General features: G+C 70.2%; 15 protein-coding genes. 6 read left to right on the top strand and 9 right to left on the bottom strand.

The window, feature by feature from the left end:
• The first annotated feature begins 1 nt into the window (after position 1).
• Together RN607_RS00275 and RN607_RS00270 are read left to right on the top strand one after the other, a co-directional pair.
• Positions 2 to 1,228 (top strand): cation:proton antiporter, encoded by a 1,227-nt coding sequence (locus tag RN607_RS00275; protein WP_313498633.1) that lies wholly within the window; start codon positions 2 to 4, stop codon positions 1,226 to 1,228.
• Positions 1,229 to 1,414: 186 nt separating this feature from the next.
• Positions 1,415 to 2,743: an MFS transporter gene (locus RN607_RS00270; protein ID WP_313543504.1), complete on the top strand. Its 1,329-nt coding sequence runs from the start codon at positions 1,415 to 1,417 to the stop codon at positions 2,741 to 2,743.
• Here RN607_RS00270 and RN607_RS00265 read toward each other — a convergent pair.
• Positions 2,736 to 2,987 (bottom strand): DUF4242 domain-containing protein, encoded by a 252-nt coding sequence (locus tag RN607_RS00265; protein ID WP_313543502.1) that lies wholly within the window; start codon positions 2,985 to 2,987, stop codon positions 2,736 to 2,738. The two genes, RN607_RS00270 and RN607_RS00265, sit on opposite strands and share 8 nt — an antisense overlap.
• A gap of 222 nt (positions 2,988 to 3,209) precedes the next feature.
• Here RN607_RS00265 and RN607_RS00260 point away from each other — a divergent pair, with 222 nt between their 5' ends.
• Both RN607_RS00260 and RN607_RS00255 read left to right on the top strand, forming a co-directional pair.
• Positions 3,210 to 3,743 (top strand): GNAT family N-acetyltransferase, encoded by a 534-nt coding sequence (locus RN607_RS00260; protein ID WP_313543500.1) that lies wholly within the window; start codon positions 3,210 to 3,212, stop codon positions 3,741 to 3,743.
• A 174-nt stretch (positions 3,744 to 3,917) separates the two neighbouring features.
• The gene (locus RN607_RS00255; protein ID WP_313498624.1) at positions 3,918 to 4,331 is read left to right on the top strand and encodes a prepilin-type N-terminal cleavage/methylation domain-containing protein; all 414 of its coding nucleotides are present in this window, start codon (positions 3,918 to 3,920) and stop codon (positions 4,329 to 4,331) included.
• A 53-nt stretch (positions 4,332 to 4,384) separates the two neighbouring features.
• On the opposite strand, the gene metE is transcribed toward RN607_RS00255, so the two are convergent.
• From metE to RN607_RS00240, 3 genes are all read right to left on the bottom strand, one after another.
• Positions 4,385 to 6,706, bottom strand: coding sequence for a 5-methyltetrahydropteroyltriglutamate--homocysteine S-methyltransferase (metE, locus tag RN607_RS00250; protein ID WP_313543498.1), 2,322 nt, complete (start codon positions 6,704 to 6,706; stop codon positions 4,385 to 4,387).
• 191 nt (positions 6,707 to 6,897) lie between these two features.
• The gene (locus tag RN607_RS00245; protein ID WP_313543496.1) at positions 6,898 to 7,323 is read right to left on the bottom strand and encodes an OsmC family protein; all 426 of its coding nucleotides are present in this window, start codon (positions 7,321 to 7,323) and stop codon (positions 6,898 to 6,900) included.
• A gap of 31 nt (positions 7,324 to 7,354) precedes the next feature.
• Entirely contained in the window at positions 7,355 to 8,242 is an 888-nt protein-coding gene (locus RN607_RS00240) for a methylenetetrahydrofolate reductase (protein WP_313543493.1), read from the bottom strand.
• Positions 8,243 to 8,386: 144 nt separating this feature from the next.
• On the opposite strand from RN607_RS00240, the gene RN607_RS00235 reads away from it, so the two are divergent.
• On the top strand, positions 8,387 to 8,953 hold the full coding sequence (locus RN607_RS00235) for a DNA-3-methyladenine glycosylase I (protein ID WP_313543491.1): 567 nt from the start codon (positions 8,387 to 8,389) through the stop codon (positions 8,951 to 8,953).
• Positions 8,954 to 8,983: 30 nt separating this feature from the next.
• On the opposite strand, the gene RN607_RS00230 is transcribed toward RN607_RS00235, so the two are convergent.
• The 5 genes from RN607_RS00230 to gcvP form a co-directional block, all read right to left on the bottom strand.
• On the bottom strand, positions 8,984 to 9,478 hold the full coding sequence (locus tag RN607_RS00230) for a (deoxy)nucleoside triphosphate pyrophosphohydrolase (protein WP_313501784.1): 495 nt from the start codon (positions 9,476 to 9,478) through the stop codon (positions 8,984 to 8,986).
• Between the two features lie 68 nt (positions 9,479 to 9,546).
• Positions 9,547 to 9,930 carry a glycine cleavage system protein GcvH gene (gcvH, locus tag RN607_RS00225; RefSeq protein ID WP_313498610.1) on the bottom strand — a complete coding sequence of 128 codons (384 nt, stop codon included), beginning with the start codon at positions 9,928 to 9,930 and terminating at the stop codon, positions 9,547 to 9,549.
• 31 nt (positions 9,931 to 9,961) lie between these two features.
• Entirely contained in the window at positions 9,962 to 11,122 is a 1,161-nt protein-coding gene (gene gcvT, locus RN607_RS00220; protein ID WP_313543489.1) for a glycine cleavage system aminomethyltransferase GcvT, read from the bottom strand.
• A 45-nt stretch (positions 11,123 to 11,167) separates the two neighbouring features.
• The gene (locus RN607_RS00215; RefSeq protein WP_313543487.1) at positions 11,168 to 12,787 is read right to left on the bottom strand and encodes an FHA domain-containing protein; all 1,620 of its coding nucleotides are present in this window, start codon (positions 12,785 to 12,787) and stop codon (positions 11,168 to 11,170) included.
• A 156-nt stretch (positions 12,788 to 12,943) separates the two neighbouring features.
• Positions 12,944 to 15,904 carry an aminomethyl-transferring glycine dehydrogenase gene (gene gcvP, locus RN607_RS00210; RefSeq protein WP_376784199.1) on the bottom strand — a complete coding sequence of 987 codons (2,961 nt, stop codon included), beginning with the start codon at positions 15,902 to 15,904 and terminating at the stop codon, positions 12,944 to 12,946.
• Between gcvP and RN607_RS00205 the strand changes: the two genes are divergently transcribed.
• The gene (locus tag RN607_RS00205) at positions 15,905 to 18,379 is read left to right on the top strand and encodes a glycogen/starch/alpha-glucan phosphorylase (RefSeq protein WP_313543485.1); all 2,475 of its coding nucleotides are present in this window, start codon (positions 15,905 to 15,907) and stop codon (positions 18,377 to 18,379) included.
• The last annotated feature ends 59 nt before the right edge of the window (positions 18,380 to 18,438 follow it).

Here is an 18,438-nt window from a genome sequence, read left to right as displayed (position 1 = left end):
CATGCTCCTGGACGGCGGCGTGCACGCGCTGAGGGTCGCTGCCGCCGCCCCGGCAGGCACGAGCGCCGTCCTGCTCGAGCTGGGCGTCGTCCTGCTGGTGCTCGCCGTCCTGGGACGCATCGCGGCGAAGCTGGGCATCCCGTCCATCCCGTTGTACCTGCTGGCAGGGCTGCTGATGGGCGACGGAGGCTTCATCCCCGTGTCCGCAGGCGAGGACTTCCTGGCAGTGGGTGCGCAGATCGGCGTGGTGCTGCTGCTGCTCCTGCTGGGGCTCGAGTACTCGCCGCAGGATCTGCAGCACGGCCTCAGGACCACCTGGCAGGCGGGCCTCGTCGACGGGCTGGCGAACGGCGCGCCCGGCTTCGTGCTGGGGCTGCTCCTCGGGTGGTCCATGACGGCGTCGCTGCTGCTGGCGGGCGTCACCTACATCTCGTCGTCCGGGATCATCGCCAGGCTGCTGGACGACTTCGACCGCTATGCGAACCGTGAGACCCCGGTGATCCTGAGCCTGCTGGTCATGGAGGACATCGTCATGGCGGTGTTCCTGCCGATCATGGCGGTGCTGCTGGTGGGAGCATCGCTCGTGCAGGGCGCGGTCGCGGCGGGCATCGCGATCGCGATCGTGGCGGGCGCCTTCTTCATCTCGCTGAAGTTCTCCGCGCACGTGTCCAAGGTGGTGCACTCGCATTCGCGCGAGCTGCTGCTGCTGTCCGTGCTGGGCCTCGCGTTCGTGGTCGCGGGGCTGGCGGAGGCCGCGCAGGTGTCGGCCGCCGTCGGCGCGTTCCTGCTCGGCCTCACGTTGTCGGGCCAGGTGGCCGACGACGTCCGTACCCTCATGCCGCCCCTCAGGGACGTGTTCGGCGGGATCTTCTTCGTGTTCTTCGGACTCACGATCGACCCGCGCGATCTGGTGCCCGTGCTGCTGCCTGCCCTTGCGCTCGCGGTCGTGACCGCCGCCACCAAGGTCGCGACGGGCATGTGGGCTGCGAGGAGGGTAGGCATCGGCCCCAAGGGCCAGTGGCGCACCGGCGTCTCCCTCATCCCGCGCGGCGAGTTCTCGATCGTCATCGCGGGCCTGGGAATTACCGCCGGCATCCAGCCGCAGCTGGGTCCGCTCGCCGCGGCCTACGTGCTCATCCTCGCCGTCGCGGGCAGCCTGATGATGCGGTTCGCGGCACGGATCGGGCCGCCGTCGCGATGGGTGCCGGCGGCGCTGTCGAGGAGCTGACGGTCACCACCGCGGCGGCTGGCCACGGGGCACCGAGGACGCTCCCCGATGTGAGAGCATTGGTCATCGCTCCGAGAGGCTGAACCGGACCAGGGTCGAGCCCGGGGCGATGCGCCGGTCGCATCGCGCAGGTGGTGTGGCAGACGTGCGGGGTTGCACGTCGTCTCTTCATCGAGCGAGGTGTGCATGTTCTCGCGCTACGGCGACATCCTTGCGCTGCCTGGCGCCCGCACGTTCTTCTGGTGGGGGCTGTTCTCACGGCTGCAGATCGGGATGACGTCTCTCGCGACGTTCCTGCTGGTGCAGATCGAGTACGGGTCCTACGCCACCGCCGGCCTGGTGGTGGGCGTCCTGTCGATCGGGGCGGCGATCATCAACCCGCAGGTCAGCCGGCTCGTGGACGAGCACGGGCAGTCGCGGGTGCTCAGGTTCGGCTTCGGGATCGCGGTGCTCGCGCGGCTCGTGTTCGTCGCCGCGGCCCTCATGCATGCGCCCACATGGGCGCTGCTGCTCATCCTTCCGTTCTTCGCCGCCGCCGGCGCGCAGTCCACCCTGACCCGCGCTCGCTGGACGCACATCGTCCCCGACCGTCACGCCCTCAACTCGGCGTTCTCCCTGGAGAGCTCCATGGAGGAGGTGCTGTTCATCGCCGGGCCCGCGCTGTCCACCATCCTGGCCACGCAGGTGGCCTCGTGGCTCCCGTCGATCGTCGCCGCGGTATCCCTCCTGGTAGGTGGCTACTACTTCCTCTCGCTTCGCGACACGGAGCCCCCGGCCCGGCGCGGCGACGGGGGCACGTCCCCCCTGACGTCGGTACCGGTGATCGACGGCTCCCTTCCGCGCGTGGGGCTCGAGGCACAGCCGCGTCGGGTGCGCCGCTACCGTCGTCCCCTCCGTGGCCACCTGCTGGTGACCACGCCCGCGCTGATCCTCACGTCGGTGATCTTCGCGACCCAGGGCGCGCTGTTCGCCTCAGCCGACGCGTCGACCGTGGCGTTCTCCGAGGAGCTGGGACAGAAGCAGTGGTCCGGCACGGTGCTGGCCATCTTCGCTCTCGGATCGCTGATCGGCGGGCTGCTCTACGGCTCGCGCGTGTGGAGCCGGACGCTCGCCTCCCGCCTGCTGTGGGGAGTCACCGCGTCCGGCATCGGCGCCCTCACCTTCCATCTGGCGGGCAACCTCGCATGGCTGGCCGTCCTCATGTTCGTCACCGGCCTGGCCATCGCGCCGACGATGGCTGTGGGCGACGGCGTGGTCCACGCCCTCGTGCCGCGCACCCGCGTGACCGAGGGCATGGCATGGACGCGCGTCGGCCTCGACATGGGCGTGGCCTTCGGTGCGTGGGCCACCGGCCTGGCGATCGACTCGATCGGATCCCACGGCGGCTTCATGGTGACCGGCTGGGCCGGCGCCGTCGGCATCGTGCTGATGCTGGGCGGCTGGCGCTACCTGCGCCGCAAGAAGGCGTACGAGGAGAAGGTCTCGCGCGAGCCGGCCGCTCGATTGCTCAGCTGAACTCGCCTACCTCGTAGATCTCGTCGGCCACGGCACCGTGCGCCTCGCGATGGACCGCGACCGCGGCCTCCGCGGACGGAGCCTCCGAGAGGCAGAAGACCTTGCCCTGCGCCTCGTCGACCCAGTACTTCAGGAACTTCACGTCGTGCACGTGCTGATGGGCAAGGTCCTTCTCGTGTAGGCCCGCCACGTCGGCGGCCGTGACGCCGCCGTCGATGTTGTGGACGTCCATGTACTTCGGCATGGTGTACCTCCGGGTGGTCTGCCGAATGCGTGCGATGTCGTTGCGGGGCCATGCGCCCCGGGGCGGGCCTCAACAGGGCCCGGCACACGGACGGTGCGTGCACAGCGGGCCTCAGCACCCGCATACGGCGAGGCTAACCCCAGATCGTCATCTCCGCCGGGCAAGGTCACCCGGTGCCCCGCGTGGATGACACGCCGGCGGGGAGGCTGAGAGGATGTCGGCATGGCTCCGACCCATGTGATCCGCGACGCGACGCCCGCGGACGGCGCCGCTCTGGCCGCCATCTACAACCCCTACGTGCGCGACACCGTCATCACGTTCGAGACCGATCCCGTGGACCCCGAGCAGATGGGCGCAAGGGTGACGAAGGTGCTGAGCGCAGGCCTGCCGTGGCTCATCGCGGAGGACGCCGACGAGGGCACGATCCTCGGATACGCGTATGCGGGACCGTTCCAGGAGCGGCCCGCCTACAGGTTCGCCCTGGAGCCGAGCATCTACCTCGACCTCGACGCACGCGGCCGTGGCGTGGGGACGAGCCTGTTCGGTGCGCTGATCGAGCGGGTCCAGGACCTCCCTGCGTCGTCCGTGCACGCCCCGGCGCACGGCCTGTACTCGCGCGTCGCATTGCCCAACGAGGCGTCGGCCGCCCTGCATGAGCGCTTCGGCTTCGTGCAGGTGGGGACCTTCGGCGAGTCCGGCCTCAAGCTGGGGCGCTGGATCGATGTGGGCGTCTGGCAGCTGCTGCTGGAGGAGTGAGGGCCCGAGCCCCACGCCCCGAGCCCCACGAGTGCCTGGCGAGCGCCCACCCTCGCGCTCTCGTTGTTGCGAATGCGTGTGACCTACGCCACACTGGGGGCGTCGCTGACCCCGGCGACGAGGGCCGGGGCGACCGCCACCCATGCACTGGGGGCGCGCACGCTGGGGGGCAACGTGAGGACATTCGCAACGCGCCGGAACGCCGACGGCGGGTTCTCGCTGGTCGAGCTGCTCGTGACGATGGTCATCATCGCCATCCTCGTAGGCATCGGCATCCCGATCTTCCTGAACCAGCGGACCAAGGCTGCCGACACCGCCACGCGCTCCGACGCCGTGAACCTGGGCCTCGCGATCCACACGGAGAACGAGCCGATCCCGGTGGTCAAGGTCGAGCGCCGCACCGACGGCTACTACATCGACGACAAGTTCGCCATGCCCGCCTCGAAAGGCGTGCAGCTCGTCACGTTCACGACGACCGGCCTGCATTGGTGCATCCAGCTGAGCCACCCGCAAGGAGCCGTCGCCAAGTCTCCCGGCATCCGGTACGACTCGGAGCGCGGCCTGGAGGACGGCCTGGCCTGCGGCTGACCGCCCCGGGCGTGTGCGGGGCGCCGTACCGACCGCCCCGCACACGCCATCGACTAGCGGACCGCCTTGGTGGCTGCGACCAGGTTCTCGAGGCTCGCCACGGTCTCCCTGTAGCCGCGGGTCTTCAGGCCGCAGTCGGGGTTGACCCACAGCTGACGGCCGGAGATCGACTCCTTGGCAAGGGTGAGCAGCTCGGTCATCTCCTGCGTCGAGGGGATGCGCGGCGAGTGGATGTCCCACACGCCCGGCCCGATCTGGCGCTCGTAGCCGTGGCTGCGGATCGCGGGCAGCACCTCCATGCGGGAGCGTGCGGCCTCGATCGAGGTGACGTCGGCGTCCAGGCCGTCGATCGCGTCGATGATCTCGCCGAACTCTGAGTAGCACAGGTGGGTGTGCACCTGCGTGTCGTCCTTGGCGCCGGCGGTGGACAGCCGGAACGAGCCGACGGACCACTCGAGGTAGGCGGCCTGGTCGCGCCTGCGCAGCGGGAGCAGCTCGCGCAGCGCAGGCTCGTCGACCTGGATGATGCCGATGCCGGCCGCCTCGAGGTCGGTGACCTCGTCGCGGAGCGCCAGGCCCACCTGATCTGCGGTCACGGCCAGCGGCTGGTCGTCGCGGACGAAGGACCACGCGAGGATCGTGACGGGGCCCGTGAGCATGCCCTTGACCGGCTTGGTCGAGAGCGACTGGGCGTAGGTGGCCCAGCGCACCGTCATCGGCTGGGGACGCGCGACGTCTCCCCACAGGATCGACGGGCGGGTGCACCGCGAGCCGTACGACTGCACCCAGCCGTTCTTGGTGACGGAGAAGCCGTCGAGCAGCTCGGCGAAGTACTGCACCATGTCGTTGCGCTCGGCCTCGCCGTGCACCAGCACGTCCAGGCCCAGGTCCTCCTGCAGCTCCACCACGGAGGCGATCTCGTCCTTCATCGCCTGCTCGTAGTCGGCGTCGGTGAGGTCGCCCTTGGCCCACGCGGCACGCGCCTTGCGGATCTCGGGCGTCTGCGGGAACGAGCCGATGGTGGTGGTGGCGAGCTCCGGCAGGTGGAAGCGCTCCTCCTGGGCGGCTGCACGCACCGCATACGAGGTGCGGTCCCGGTCCTCGGGGGTGACGGCGGCGAGACGGTCGCGCACGTCGGCGCGGTTGGTGCCAGGGTGCGCTGCGCGGTCCGCGAGCGCTGCGCGGGCCTCGGCGAGCGCGTCGGCCACGGCGTCGTCGCCCTCGCGGAGCGCGGCGGCGAGGGTCACGACCTCGGCCACCTTCTCGTCGGCGAAGGCGAGCCAGCTGAGCAGCTCGGCGCCCAGGTGCTCCTCGCCCTTCAGGGTGTGGGGCACGTGGAACAGCGATGTGGAGGTGCCGACGGTGACGGCGCCTCCGAGCTCGGCGACGGCGCGGGCCTTGACAAGCGCCTTGTCGAGGTCGGTACGCCAGATGTTGTGGCCGTCGACCACGCCGGCGACGACGGTCAGCCCGGCCAGGTCCACGTCGGTCGGCAGGGTGCCGCGCACCAGGTCGAGCGCCACGCCCTCCACGCCGGACGCGGCGATCACCGGAAGCGCATCCTCAAGGCCACCCATGGGCGCGGCCAGCAGGATCTGCGGACGCGCCTCGACGGCGGCGAGCGCGGCGTACACGTGCTCCGCCTGCGACAGCAGGTCGGCGTGCGGCGCGTCGATGTCGGCCACGAGCACCGGCTCGTCGATCTGGACCCACTCGGCCCCGGCGGCCTTGAAGGCGCCGAGCAGCTCGACGTAGACCGCGACAAGGTCGTCGAGGCGCTCGATCGGCGCGAAGTCGTGCGGTGCGTCGTCGGAGGGCTTGGCGAGGTGCAGGTAGGTGAGCGGCCCGGTGATGACGGGGCGCGTCAGGTAGCCGGCGTCCTTCGCCTCGACGAACTCGTCGACCCAGCGCGTGGAGGACAGCGCGAAGACCGTCTCGGGGCCGATCTCGGGGACCAGGTAGTGGTAGTTGGAGTCGAACCACTTGGTCATCTCGAGCGGCGCGTGCGCGCCCTCGCCACGGGCGATGGTGGAGTAGCCGGCCAGGTCGACCGAACCGTCGGCCGCCCGCAGACCCTTGAAGCGGGTGGGGATGGCACCGAAGGTGACGGACGCGTCGAGCACGTGGTCGTAGAACGAGAAGTTCGAGGGGATCGAGGAGTCGTCCTTCGCGAGGCCGAGCCCGGCCATCTGACCGCGCGTGAACGCGCGGAGCTCCTTTGCGGTGGCCTCGAGGTCGGCCTCGGTGGTGGTGCCCTTCCAGAACGACTCGAGAGCCTTCTTCAGCTCACGGTTCCGGCCGATCCGCGGGTAGCCGAGGATGGTTCCACCGGCGAACGCGGGGGCAGGGGCGGCAACAGGGGTGTTGTCAGACATGAGTTCCTCATGAGGGGTGTGCGCGGCGGGCTCGCCATTGCGCTTTGTCGACGCGCGACTGCGTGCGCCGAGATGGTGCGCGCGAGTTTACCTGCGCGAAACACCCGTGTGAAGGGGTCTGCCTGCGGTCATGGTCCTGCCAGGCACCTTGGACAGGTGTCACCCGCCCCGCACGCCGTCCCGAGGGTTGGTCAGACCTTCTCGACCAGTGAGACGGGCACGCCCGCTTCGATCGTCCGCGACACCGTGCAGAACCGCTCATGCGACGCGTGGAGCGCCGTCGTGACACGGGCTCGCGCCTTGTCGCCGTCGTCGCCCTCAGGGAAGGCCAGATCGAACACCGCCTGGATGTCGCGCAGGATGTTGCCGGTCTCGTTCTTCACCTGCTCCGCGGTGACCGTCACGTCGAACCGCGCGGGCTCCGCGCGCCGCGAGGTCATCATGTCCACGTCGATGCTCGAGCAGCCGGCGATCGCGGCGAGCATCAGCTCGACCGGAGAGACCAGTCCCTCGCCACGACCGAACGTGAGGGTCGCGCCCGATGCGGTCGTGACGGTGTAGACGCCCTCCGACTCGCGGGTCATGTTGATCGACTTGGGCAGGATCTCGTCGGGCATGGCTTCCTTTCGGCGGGGGCGTACGACGAGGCTAACGCGCGGCGAGGCCCATCGCGTCCACCAGCTCCAATGCGGCGGCCGACTGGTTGAACGTGATGACGTGGATGCCAGGGGCGCCCGCCTCCAGCAGCTCGCGCGACAGCCGTGCCGCATGGGCGACGCCCGCGGCGCGAGCGGCATCGTCGGACTCCGCCGCCTCGAGCGCGTTCACCAGCTCGGCAGGAGTGGGAACGCCCGTCAGCTCGGAGGCCCGCGCGGCCCGACGCGATGACACGATCGGCATGACCTCGGGGATGATCGGCATCGTGATGCCCTGCGCGGCCGCGTCCTCCACGAGGGCCGTGTACTGCTCCACCTCGTAGAACACCTGCGTGATCGCGAAGGCTGCGCCCGCGTGCTGCTTGTAGCGCAGCACGTCGATGCTCGACTGACGCCAGCGCGGCATCGCGTGGGTGGCCGGGAAGGCGGCGACGCCCACGCAGATGTCGCTCACCCCGTGCGCTCGCGCGACCTCGTGCACCAGGCCGACGAGCTGGCTGGCGTAGTGCAGCCCGTCCGGGTGAGGACTCCAGTCGGTGGCGCCGCGCGGCGGGTCGCCGCGCAGCGCCAGGAAGTCGAGCACGCCCTCCGCGAGGTACTCCTCGATGACGGTGACGAGCTCATCGCGCGACTGGTCCACGCATGTGAGGTGCGCGAGCGGCGGGATCGTGTGAGCCTCCGCGAGCATCTGCACCACGCCGCGCGACGTGGACCTGGTGGTGCCCGACGCCCCGTAGGTGATCGACATGAAGTCGGGCCGGGTGACGGCCAGCACCCGCATCGTGGCGCGCAGCGTCTCCTCCGCTGCAGGCGTGCGCGGAGGGAAGAGCTCGTAGCTCAAGGTGGGGCGCCCGTGGCGCAGGAGACCCGCGATGGTCATGGCGGAGAGGATACGCACAAGTGGCATCCCATGGAGTGGACACGTGTCGGGAAGAGCGCGTCCCCAGGTCGCACAGCGGACGCGCCGGTCCCCACCCGGCCGCCGTGTCGGCTCGGTGTCACAGGCGCCCGGCACACTTGAGCCATGACGAACCCCACCGAGCTCGCCGTCCGATGCTTCGGCAACGACGACCCGCTGTACGCCCGCTATCACGACGAGGAGTGGGGCCTGCCGGTCCATGGTGATACGGCGCTCTACGAGCGGTTGGTGCTCGAGGCCATGCAGTCAGGACTGTCGTGGCTCACCATCCTGCGCAAGCGGGAGGGTTTCCGCACCGCCTTCGACGGCTTCGACCCCGCGATCGTGGCGGCGTACGGTCCCGACGACGTGGAACGGCTCATGGCCGATTCAGGGATCGTGCGCAACCGCCGCAAGATCGAGGCGGCCATCACCAACGCGCGGGCGCTGATCGCGCTTCAGGCAGACGGGGGCAGCCTGGATCAGATCGTGTGGGCGCACGCGCCCGAGCCGCGGCTCGACCCGCCCGCGACGTGGATGGATGTGCCGGCGTCCACACCGGAGTCGGTGGCGCTCGCGAAGGCGCTCAAGAAGGTCGGATTCGTCTTCGTGGGACCCACGACCATGTACGCCGCGATGCAGGCATGCGGCCTGGTGGACGACCACATCGCCGGGTGCGTCGCGCGGAGGTGAGGACGGTGACCCGCCTTCACGCCCGGCCGCTCAGCACCAGCCCTGACGCATCCGCCGGATCGCGTCGTCCAGCAGCGCATCCACGATCCGCGTGTCCGCCGGCAGCCACGAGACGTCTCTCCACGCGCCAGGCTCCAGCCAACGGAGCATGTCGTGGTCCTCGAGCGGCTGCGGCTCGGCGGCCACTCCGTCCGGGCCAGGGATGATCCTCGCCCACCACACACGCATCACCAGGCGCGGGCCGTCCGCATCCGCGGCGCGCAGCTCCCAGGCGGAACCCGTCTCCGTGCCATCGGGGAGCACGATCCCCGCGTCGGGACCAGGCACCTCGTCGCCCAGCTCGACCACCACGCCGAGCTCCTCGTCCAGCTCGCGGTGCAACGCCTCCTCGGGCGTCTCACCCGGATCGACCTTGCCGCCAGGGAACTCCCACAGGCCCGCGAAGACCGGCGGCGCCGACCGACGTGCGGCGAACAGCAGCCGCGGCTGATCCAGGTCGTCCGTGATCGCAGCGGCGACCACCAGGCGCGCCTCGCCGTTGACGGGAACCTGGCCGGAAGGCTCGGAGCCGTCTGAGGGGACGGGGCCTGACGTCACTCGGTGATCGCCGAGTAGGCCTCGGAGTCGAGCAGCCCCTTGGGGACCTCGGAGATGCGCGCCTTGTAGATCCAGCCCTCGCCGTACGCGTCCTGGCCGATCAGCTCGGGCGAGTCGCTGAGCTCCTCGTTGACCGCCACGACCTCCCCGGACACCGGGGAGTAGAGCTCGCTGACGGCCTTCGTGGACTCCAGCTCGCCGCAGACCTCACCCGCCGACACGGTGTCACCCACCGTGGGAAGCTCCACGTACACGATGTCACCGAGCGCGTCAGCCGCATGCTCCGTGATGCCGACCGTCACGACCGAGTCCTCGGTCAGCTCGCCGGACACCCACTCGTGCTCCTCGGAGTACTGGAGCTCATCGGGAACGTTCGCCATCAGTGGTCCTTCCTTGCAGTGAACTCGGGGCTCATGCGCCCCTCTTGTAGAACGGTAGCGCGGTCACCGTCATGGACTCACGCCTTCCGCGCACATCGATCAGCACCTCGGTGCCGTCGGCCGCGAGCGCGAGCGGCACGTACGCCATCGCGATCGGCCTCCCCATCGTCGGCGACGGTGCGCCGGACGTGACCTCGCCCACCTGCGCGCCGGCCTCGTCGACCACCGCATAGCCAGCGCGGGCGGCGCGTCGGCCGTCACCCACCAGGCCCACGAGAGTGCGAGCCGACGCAGCGGAGGGCTCCGCACGCGCCGCCTTGCGCGCGTCGCGCGCCGCCTCCAGCGCTGCACGGCCCACGAAATCACCGCGCGGGCTCTTCTCCGTGCCGAACACGACGACGCGCCCCAGCCCAGCGTCGAACGGGGTCGTGTCGCGAGTCAGCTCGTGACCGTACAGCGGCATGCCCGCCTCGAGCCGCAAGGTGTCGCGTGACGACAGCCCGCACGGGATGATCCCGTCGGCCGCGCCCTCGGAGAGCGCGAGCCGCCACACGGCTGCGGCCTCGTCCGCGCCCACGAACAGCTCGAAGCCGTCCTCCCCGGTGTAGCCGGTGCGCGCCACGAAGGCGTGGATCCCGCCCTCGAGCACCACCGTGCCGAACGAGTAGTACCTCATGGCGACGATGTCGTCCGCCCCGCGCTCCGTCATGCGAGAGACGATGCCCTCCGCGAGAGGGCCCTGCACCGCGATCAGCGCGATGTCCGCGGAGATGTCGTCGAGCTCCGCATCGAAGCCCTCGAGGCGCTCGTCGAGCTCGGCCAGCACCACGTCCTTGTTGGCGGCGTTGGCCACGATCATGAAGTGATCCAGGTCGCGGCGGTACACGATCAGGTCGTCGATCACGCCGCCGTCGGCCGCGCACAGCATCGTGTACTTTGCTCCGCCAAGAGGGATCGCGCTCATGCGGCCCACGAGCGCGTCGTCGAGGAAGGCGTCCGCCTCCGCGCCGCGCACCAAGATCTCGCCCATGTGGCTCAGGTCGAACAGGCCCGCCCCGGCGCGCACCGCCCTGTGCTCGGCGATGTCCCCCGAGTAGCGGACCGGCATCTCCCAGCCGGCGAAGTCCACGAGCGTCGCGCCGAGGGCGACATGCTCGTCGTGCAGAGGGGAGCGGAGCGTCTCAGAGGTCACGGGCTCAGCGTAGCCGCGGACACGACGCCGCCGGGCGATTCAGGGTCAGGCGCCCACCCGACGCAGCATCATCTCGAAGTCGCCGAACATGACCCTCCCCGTGATGGGGGTGGGAGCATACGGAGGCACGACGGTCTCGCGGCCGGCCCCGTCGATCAACAGCGTGCCGTTCGTCGAGCCCAGGTCCTCGACCATCCAGATGCCGTCGATCCACACGAGCCTGGCATGCGTCTTCGACATGGTCCGCGTCGGGTCCGCGATGTCCACGCGCCCTGCGCCATCGGCGCTCGGGAAGCCACCGATGCGTCCGACGATCGTGACGGCGTCCACCAGGCGGTAGGCGATCCCTTCACGCGTCACCAGCTCCCACGGCTCACGTCGGCGCGGACTCACACGCGTCTCGTCGAGGTCGTCCTCCTCGCCGAACCCGCCGCCCAGCAGCGCGGCGATCGCGGCGTCGTCGAAGGCACCATGCCAGGCGGCGCCCGGCTCCTCGGAACCTGGTGCGCCGATCGCGGAGTCCGGCTGCTGGGAGCGCCGCTCCGACAGCGACGGGGTGGGCGCGGTGACCAGCCCCTCCGCCGCAGTCACCTCCGGCGGCGCAGAGTACGGGGAGACGGGCTGCGTGGGAGCCACGCGCGGCGTCTCAGACGACGGCGGCGTGGCGGACCCCGGGGCGGGCGCCTGCGCGGCGTCATCGGCCCCTGGCTGCGGTCCGGCTGTCCACGGGGTGGGGAGATCGGGCTCGGACGGATGGGTCACAGGAGTCTCCTGAAGAGGTTGGGGCGGCTGAGGCTCGCCGGACACGACAGTGGGCGGGGCGAGCGGCTGTCGCTGCGAGGCGAACGGCGCCAAAGGCTCGGGCGAGCCCCCGGCAGGGGCGACGGGGGCTTGCGACTCGGACGGAGGGGACTCGAGACCCGAGGATACCTGGGGAATCGATGCCGTGACGGGCGCGAAGATCGATCGGGGGGACGGCGGTGCGGCGACCTGGGGCACGTAAGGGGCGTCATCGTCGGCCAGCGCCTCGAGAGGGACGGACGCGACGTCCACCGAGGCGTCTGGCGCGTCCACTGCGGCGTCGGGCGCGTCGACCGCCTCGTGTGGCGCATCCACGACGACGGTGGGGACGGATTCGGTGGACTGCGGGCCAGGATCCGGCGCCTCAGGGGCGACCACCGGGATCGCGCCCGTGAGCGGCTTCACCTCGCGCGCAGCGCGCGGCGCGGCGACGAAGCCCCAGATCGGCGGGAGGAACGCGGCGAGCACCGTCAGGCTGCGCGGCAACCTGAGGCGCAGCCCCAGCCAGCCGGCCTGCTGGATCCAGAGGATCCAGCCGACCAGACCCGCGAGCCCACCCACGAGCAGCGGAGCGACCCACGCGACGCGCGGCGCCTCGACGCCGGCCGACAGCGCAGCGAGGGCGACGGCGGCGAGCACTCCCGCGAGCGCCTCCACCGATCGCGTCACGGCGGTGGGGGCGAGCGGGGCATCGGCGGCTCGCGCCACCTCGACCCAGCGCCTCACAGGCACCCATGCGGGGCCTGCAGGACGGTCGAGCTGGCGGAGCACCGCGCCGAGGCTGAGCCCGAAGAGGACCAGGTGGACGGCATACACGAGCGCTGCCGCGCCGAGCGCGACCGCGTACATGGCCCCGTCAGCCATCTGATCGTCCTCTCCTCAGCGCCCGTCCGATCAAAGGTCAGACACTAGCGGTCCGTCGAGGCGGACCCAAGGGATTGTCAAGTAATGCACACGATCCGCGTCGTCCCTTGAAGGACGACGACGCACCGCCGAACGTTCCCCCGAACTGCGCGACCGTCAGCCCTCGGCCTGGTCGTACTCGTCCAGCGGGGGGCACGCGCACACGAGGTTGCGGTCTCCGTAGACGTTGTCGATGCGACGCACCGGCGGCCAGTACTTGTCCACCTTGAGCGACGGCAGCGGGAACGCGGCCTGCGCACGCGGATACGCCTGCTCCCACGCGTCCCCTGCGACGGAGGCGACAGTGTGCGGCGCGTGCCGCAGCACCGAGTCCTCGGCAGAGATCTCACCGCGCTCGACGGCGCGGATCTCCTCGCGGATCACCTTCATCGCGTCGATGAACCTGTCGATCTCGGCGAGGTCCTCCGACTCGGTGGGCTCCACCATGAGCGTGCCGGGCACCGGGAACGACATGGTGGGCGCGTGGATGCCGAAGTCGATCAGGCGCTTCGCGATGTCCTCGGCCGTGATGCCGCTCGTCTTCGTGAGCGGGCGGACGTCGAGGATGCACTCGTGCGCCACCAGCCCGTTCGGGCCCTTGTAGAGGACGGGGTAGTCCTCGTCCAGGCGCGCCGCCACATAGTTGGCGGCGAGCACTGCCACCTGGGTCGCGTGCAGCAGGCCGGGGCCGCCCATGAGCGCGATGTACGCCCACGAGATGGGCAGGATGCCCGCGGAGCCGTACGGCGCCGCGGACACGGGCGCACCACGGCGGAGCAGCTCGGCGGGACGACGCACGGTCTGCTGCAGCTCGGGCAGGAATGGCACCAGGTGCTTGGCGACGGCAACGGGGCCCACTCCGGGGCCACCGCCGCCGTGAGGGATGCAGAAGGTCTTGTGCAGGTTCAGGTGGGAGACATCGCCGCCGAAGTGGCCCGGCTTGGCGAGCCCGACCAGCGCGTTGAGATTGGCGCCGTCGATGTACACCTGGCCACCGGCATCGTGCACGGCCGCGCACACCTCGCCCACGTGCGCCTCGTAGACGCCGTGCGTGGACGGGTAGGTGAGCATGATGCACGAGACCTCGTCGCCGTGCTTGTCGAGCTTGGCCCGCAGGTCCTCGATGTCGATCTCGCCGTCCGCGGCGGTGGCGACGACGACGACCCGCATGCCTGCGAGCACTGCGGACGCGGCGTTCGTGCCATGCGCGGACGCGGGGATCAGGCAGATGTCGCGCTGCTCCTGCTCGATCGAGCGGTGGTACGCGCGGATCGCGAGCAGCCCCGCGTACTCGCCGCGCGAACCGGCGTTGGGCTGGACGGACACGGCCGCGTAGCCCGTGATCTCGGCGAGCCAGTCCTCCAGCTGCCCGATCATCTCGCGGTAGCCGCGCGTCTGCTCCGCCGGGGCGAACGGGTGGATGGTGGCGAATCCGGGCCAGCTGATGGCCGCCATCTCCACTGCGGAGTTCAGCTTCATGGTGCATGAGCCGAGCGGGATCATCGTCCGGTCGAGGCCCAGGTCGCGGTCCGCGAGGCGACGCATGTAGCGCATGAGCGACGTCTCGGAGCGGTGGGTGTTGAAGATCGGGTGGGTCAGGTAGTCGCTGGTACGACGAAGCTCACGGGGGATGGCGACGCGCGGCGGCGAGTAGATCGGGTGGCGCTTGGTGGCGGTGAACGCCTCCACGACCTTGTCGAGGATGTCCAGGCGCGTGACCTCGTCGCAGGCGATCGCCACGGAGTCGGCATCCACCCGGCGCAGGTTGATGCCGACGGCCGCCGCGCGCGCCACGACGGAGTCCGCGCCGCCGGGCACCTCGCAGATGACGGTGTCGAAGAAGTGCTCGTGGCGCACGTGGATGCCGGCGGCGCTGAGCGCATCGGCGGCTGCGACGGCCGTGGAGTGCACCTTGAGCGCGATCTCGCGCAGCCCGTCGGGCCCGTGGTAGACGGCGTACATGCTGGCGACCACCGCGAGCAGCGCCTGCGCCGTGCAGATGTTGGAGGTGGCCTTGTCGCGACGGATGTGCTGCTCACGGGTCTGGAGCGTGAGGCGGTACGCGGCGTTGCCGTCCGCGTCGACCGAGACGCCCACCAGGCGACCAGGCAGCTGGCGCTCGAGCCCGTACCGGACGGCGATGAATGCCGCGTGCGGTCCACCGAAGAACAGCGGCACGCCGAAGCGCTGCGCCGAGCCGACGGCGATGTCAGCACCCAGCTCGCCCGGTGCCTTCACGATGGCGAGCGACAGCAGATCCGCAGCCACGGTCACCAGGCCGCCCGCCTCGTGCACCTTGTCCACCAGGTGCGACACGTCACGCAGCACGCCCGACGCGCCCGGCTGCTGGACCACCAGGCCCACCAGGTCAGCGGGCGCCTCCCAGTCCTCGTAGAGGTCCTCCACGCGCAGCGGCAGCCCGATCGCCTCACACTGGGCCCGCACCACGGCGATGGTCTGCGGCAGCGTCTCGGAATCGAGGACGACGACACCGCCCTCCTTGCCCTTCACCGCGCGACGCATGAGCAGCACCGCCTCGGACACGGCGGTCGCCTCATCGAGCAGCGACGCGCCAGCCACCGGCAGCGCGGTGAGGTCGGCGATCATCGTCTGGAAGTTGAGCATCGCCTCGAGACGGCCCTGCGAGATCTCGGCCTGATACGGCGTGTAGGCCGTGTACCAGGCGGGGTTCTCAAGGATGCCGCGCTGGATCACCGCCGGCGTGATCGTGTCGTGGTAGCCCTGGCCGATCATCTGCACGGCCGTGCGGTTGCTTCCCTCGAACTCGCGCAGCGCCTCGAGCACCGTGTGCTCGTCGCGAGCCTCCGGCAGCTGCAGCACGTCGTCCAGCCGGATCGATTCCGGCACGGCCGCCTCCACGAGGGTGGCGAGCGACGAATAGCCGACGGCGGAGAGCATCGTCTCGACGGCGTCGTCTGAAGGTCCGACATGGCGATCAACGAACGAGGTCACCCGCTCATTGTGTCGCAAAGGCCCTCGCACGGACAGGGCGCGCGCCGTGCGGAGGCAGGAAGACGCCTGCTGACATGTGCGCGGCTGACGCGTAGATTGCCCCATGTGAGCGAGAACACTCCGCCGCTGGCGGTACCTGAGCACTCCGTCGAGAGCTTCACGCGGGCATTCCTGCGCGAGCTCAACTACGGGCGAGGCGTCGACCTCGACCGTGCGAGCGCGAACGACAAGTACTACGCGCTCTCCCGAGCCGTCCGCCACTACCTCACCACCCGGTGGCTCGAGACGCTCCGCAACCAGTACCGCGATCAGGCGAAGACCGTCGCCTACCTCTCAGCCGAGTTCCTGCTGGGGCCGCAGCTCGAGAACGCCCTGCTCGCGGCCGACCTCGAGGACATCGCCCGCGAGTCGCTCGCGAACGTGGGCCTCGACATCGACGAGCTTCAGGCCGTCGAGGAGGAGCCCGGGCTCGGAAACGGGGGCCTGGGCCGCCTCGCCGCCTGCTTCATCGACTCGCTCGCCACCATGAACGTGCCGACCGTCGGCTACGGCATCCGCTACGAGTACGGGATCTTCAAGCAGACGTTCGTCGACGGCAAGCAGGTCGAGAAGCCGGACCACTGGCTGCACCTCGGATCCCCGTGGGAGCTGCCGCACCCCGAGTACTCCGTGGACGTCCACTTCGGCGGGCACACCGAGGACAAGCCGGACGGCTCCGACGGAGCGCGCACCTGGATCCCCTCCTGGCGCGTGACCGCCAAGCCGTACAACTACATGGTCCCCGGGTACCGCAACGGCCGCGTCAACACGCTGCGCCTGTGGAGCGCCCGCGCCCGCCACGACTTCGACCTGCGCGAGTTCAACGCCGGCGAGTACACGGAGGCGGTCCGTGCCCGCACCTTCGCGGAGAACATCTCCAAGGTGCTGTACCCCGAGGACTCCACGCCGCAGGGCAAGGAGCTGCGCCTGCAGCAGCAGTACTTCTTCGTCGCCGCGTCGCTGCACGACTTCATCGAGCACGTGCTGCCGCGGGACTACGACCTCAAGAACCTGCCGGACCGCATCATCTGGCAGCTCAACGACACGCACCCCGTGATCGCCGTGCCGGAGCTCATGCGCATCCTCGTGGACGACAAGGGCTGGGACTGGGCCGACGCCTGGGCCGTCACCCAGAAGTCGTTCGCCTACACCTGCCACACGCTCCTGCCCGAGGCCCTCGAGGTGTGGCCCGTGGACCTCATGGGCAAGCTGCTGCCGCGCCACCTGGAGATCATCTACCGCATCAACGAGGAGTTCCTCGAGGAGGTGCGGGCCGCGTTCCCCGGCGACGAGCTGCGGGTGCGCCGCATGTCGATCATCGCCGAGCAGCCCGGGCGCGCGGTGCGCATGGCGCACCTGGCGACCGTCGCGGGCTTCAAGGTGAACGGCGTCGCCGAGCTGCACTCCGAGCTGCTCAAGGACAAGGTGCTGAACGACTTCGCGCAGATGTGGCCGGAGAAGTTCACGAACGTCACCAACGGCGTCACCCCGCGCCGGTTCATCCGGCTGGCCAACCCGGCGCTGTCCGAGCTGATCACCGCGGCGATCGGCGACGGCTGGATCACCGACCTGGAGCAGCTGCGCGGCCTCGAGCCGCTGGCAGACGACGCCGAGTTCCGCCACGCGTTCCGCGAGGTCAAGGGCGCCAACAAGCGCCGGCTCGCCAAGGTGCTCATGGACCGCGACGGGATCGAGCTCGCCGGCGACGGCATGGTCGACGCCATGGTCAAGCGTCTGCACGAGTACAAGCGTCAAAGCCTCAAGCTGCTGCACATCGTGTCGCTGTACGAGGGCATCAAGTCCGGGCGGATCCCGCTCGAGTCGGTCACGCCCCGCACCTTCGTGTTCGGCGCCAAGGCCGCGCCGGGCTACGTGCGCGCCAAGGAGACCATCGAGCTCATCAACGCGGTCGGCCGCACCATCAACGCCGACGCGTCGCTCAAGGGCCGCCTCAAGGTCGCCTTCCCGCCCAACTACAACGTCACCCTGGCGGAGGTGCTGATCCCCGCCGCCGACCTGTCGGAGCAGATCTCCCTGGCAGGCAAGGAGGCGTCGGGCACTGGCAACATGAAGTTCGCCCTCAACGGCGCGCTCACCATCGGCACGGACGACGGCGCCAACGTCGAGATCCGCAAGCTCGTGGGCGACGAGAACTTCTTCCTGTTCGGCATGACCGAGCCCGAGGCGTCGTCCCTGGAGTCCCGCGGCTACGACCCCGGCGAGTACTACGAGTCCGACCCGGAGCTGAAGGCCGCTCTGAACCTCATCGCGTCCGGGCACTTCACCGACGGCGAGCGGGGCGGCGCCGTGGCGTCGATCTTCGCCTCGCTCACCGAACGCGACCGCTTCATGGCGCTGGCCGACTTCCGCTCCTACATGGACACGCAGAAGAAGGTCGAGGCGGCGTACCTGGACCACGAGTCGTGGAGCCGTTCCGCGATCCTCAACGTGGCCCGCAGCGGCTACTTCAGCTCGGACCGGTCGATCCAGGACTACCTGGACCGCATCTGGGGCGCGAAGCCGATCGACCAGAACGCCTGAGCACCCGACGCGCGAGGGCCCTGGGGATCTCCCCCGGGCCCTCGCCGTGTGAGCGCCGG

Source organism: Demequina capsici, from assembly GCF_032102965.1.
Taxonomy (GTDB): domain Bacteria; phylum Actinomycetota; class Actinomycetes; order Actinomycetales; family Demequinaceae; genus Demequina; species Demequina capsici.
The sequence above is the reverse complement of the archived record's forward strand: the minus strand, read 5'-3'. Positions and strand labels throughout refer to the sequence as shown.

Coding starts and splice junctions, on each gene's coding strand:
- RN607_RS00275 (WP_313498633.1), top strand. CDS start 2: ATGCTCCTGGACGGCGGCGTGCACGCGCTGAGGGTCGCTGCCGCCGCC.
- RN607_RS00270 (WP_313543504.1), top strand. CDS start 1,415: ATGTTCTCGCGCTACGGCGACATCCTTGCGCTGCCTGGCGCCCGCACG.
- RN607_RS00265 (WP_313543502.1), bottom strand. CDS start 2,987: ATGCCGAAGTACATGGACGTCCACAACATCGACGGCGGCGTCACGGCC.
- RN607_RS00260 (WP_313543500.1), top strand. CDS start 3,210: ATGGCTCCGACCCATGTGATCCGCGACGCGACGCCCGCGGACGGCGCC.
- metE (WP_313543498.1), bottom strand. CDS start 6,706: ATGTCTGACAACACCCCTGTTGCCGCCCCTGCCCCCGCGTTCGCCGGT.
- RN607_RS00245 (WP_313543496.1), bottom strand. CDS start 7,323: ATGCCCGACGAGATCCTGCCCAAGTCGATCAACATGACCCGCGAGTCG.
- RN607_RS00240 (WP_313543493.1), bottom strand. CDS start 8,242: ATGACCATCGCGGGTCTCCTGCGCCACGGGCGCCCCACCTTGAGCTAC.
- RN607_RS00235 (WP_313543491.1), top strand. CDS start 8,387: ATGACGAACCCCACCGAGCTCGCCGTCCGATGCTTCGGCAACGACGAC.
- gcvH (WP_313498610.1), bottom strand. CDS start 9,930: ATGGCGAACGTTCCCGATGAGCTCCAGTACTCCGAGGAGCACGAGTGG.
- RN607_RS00215 (WP_313543487.1), bottom strand. CDS start 12,787: ATGGCTGACGGGGCCATGTACGCGGTCGCGCTCGGCGCGGCAGCGCTC.
- gcvP (WP_376784199.1), bottom strand. CDS start 15,904: ATGGGGCAATCTACGCGTCAGCCGCGCACATGTCAGCAGGCGTCTTCC.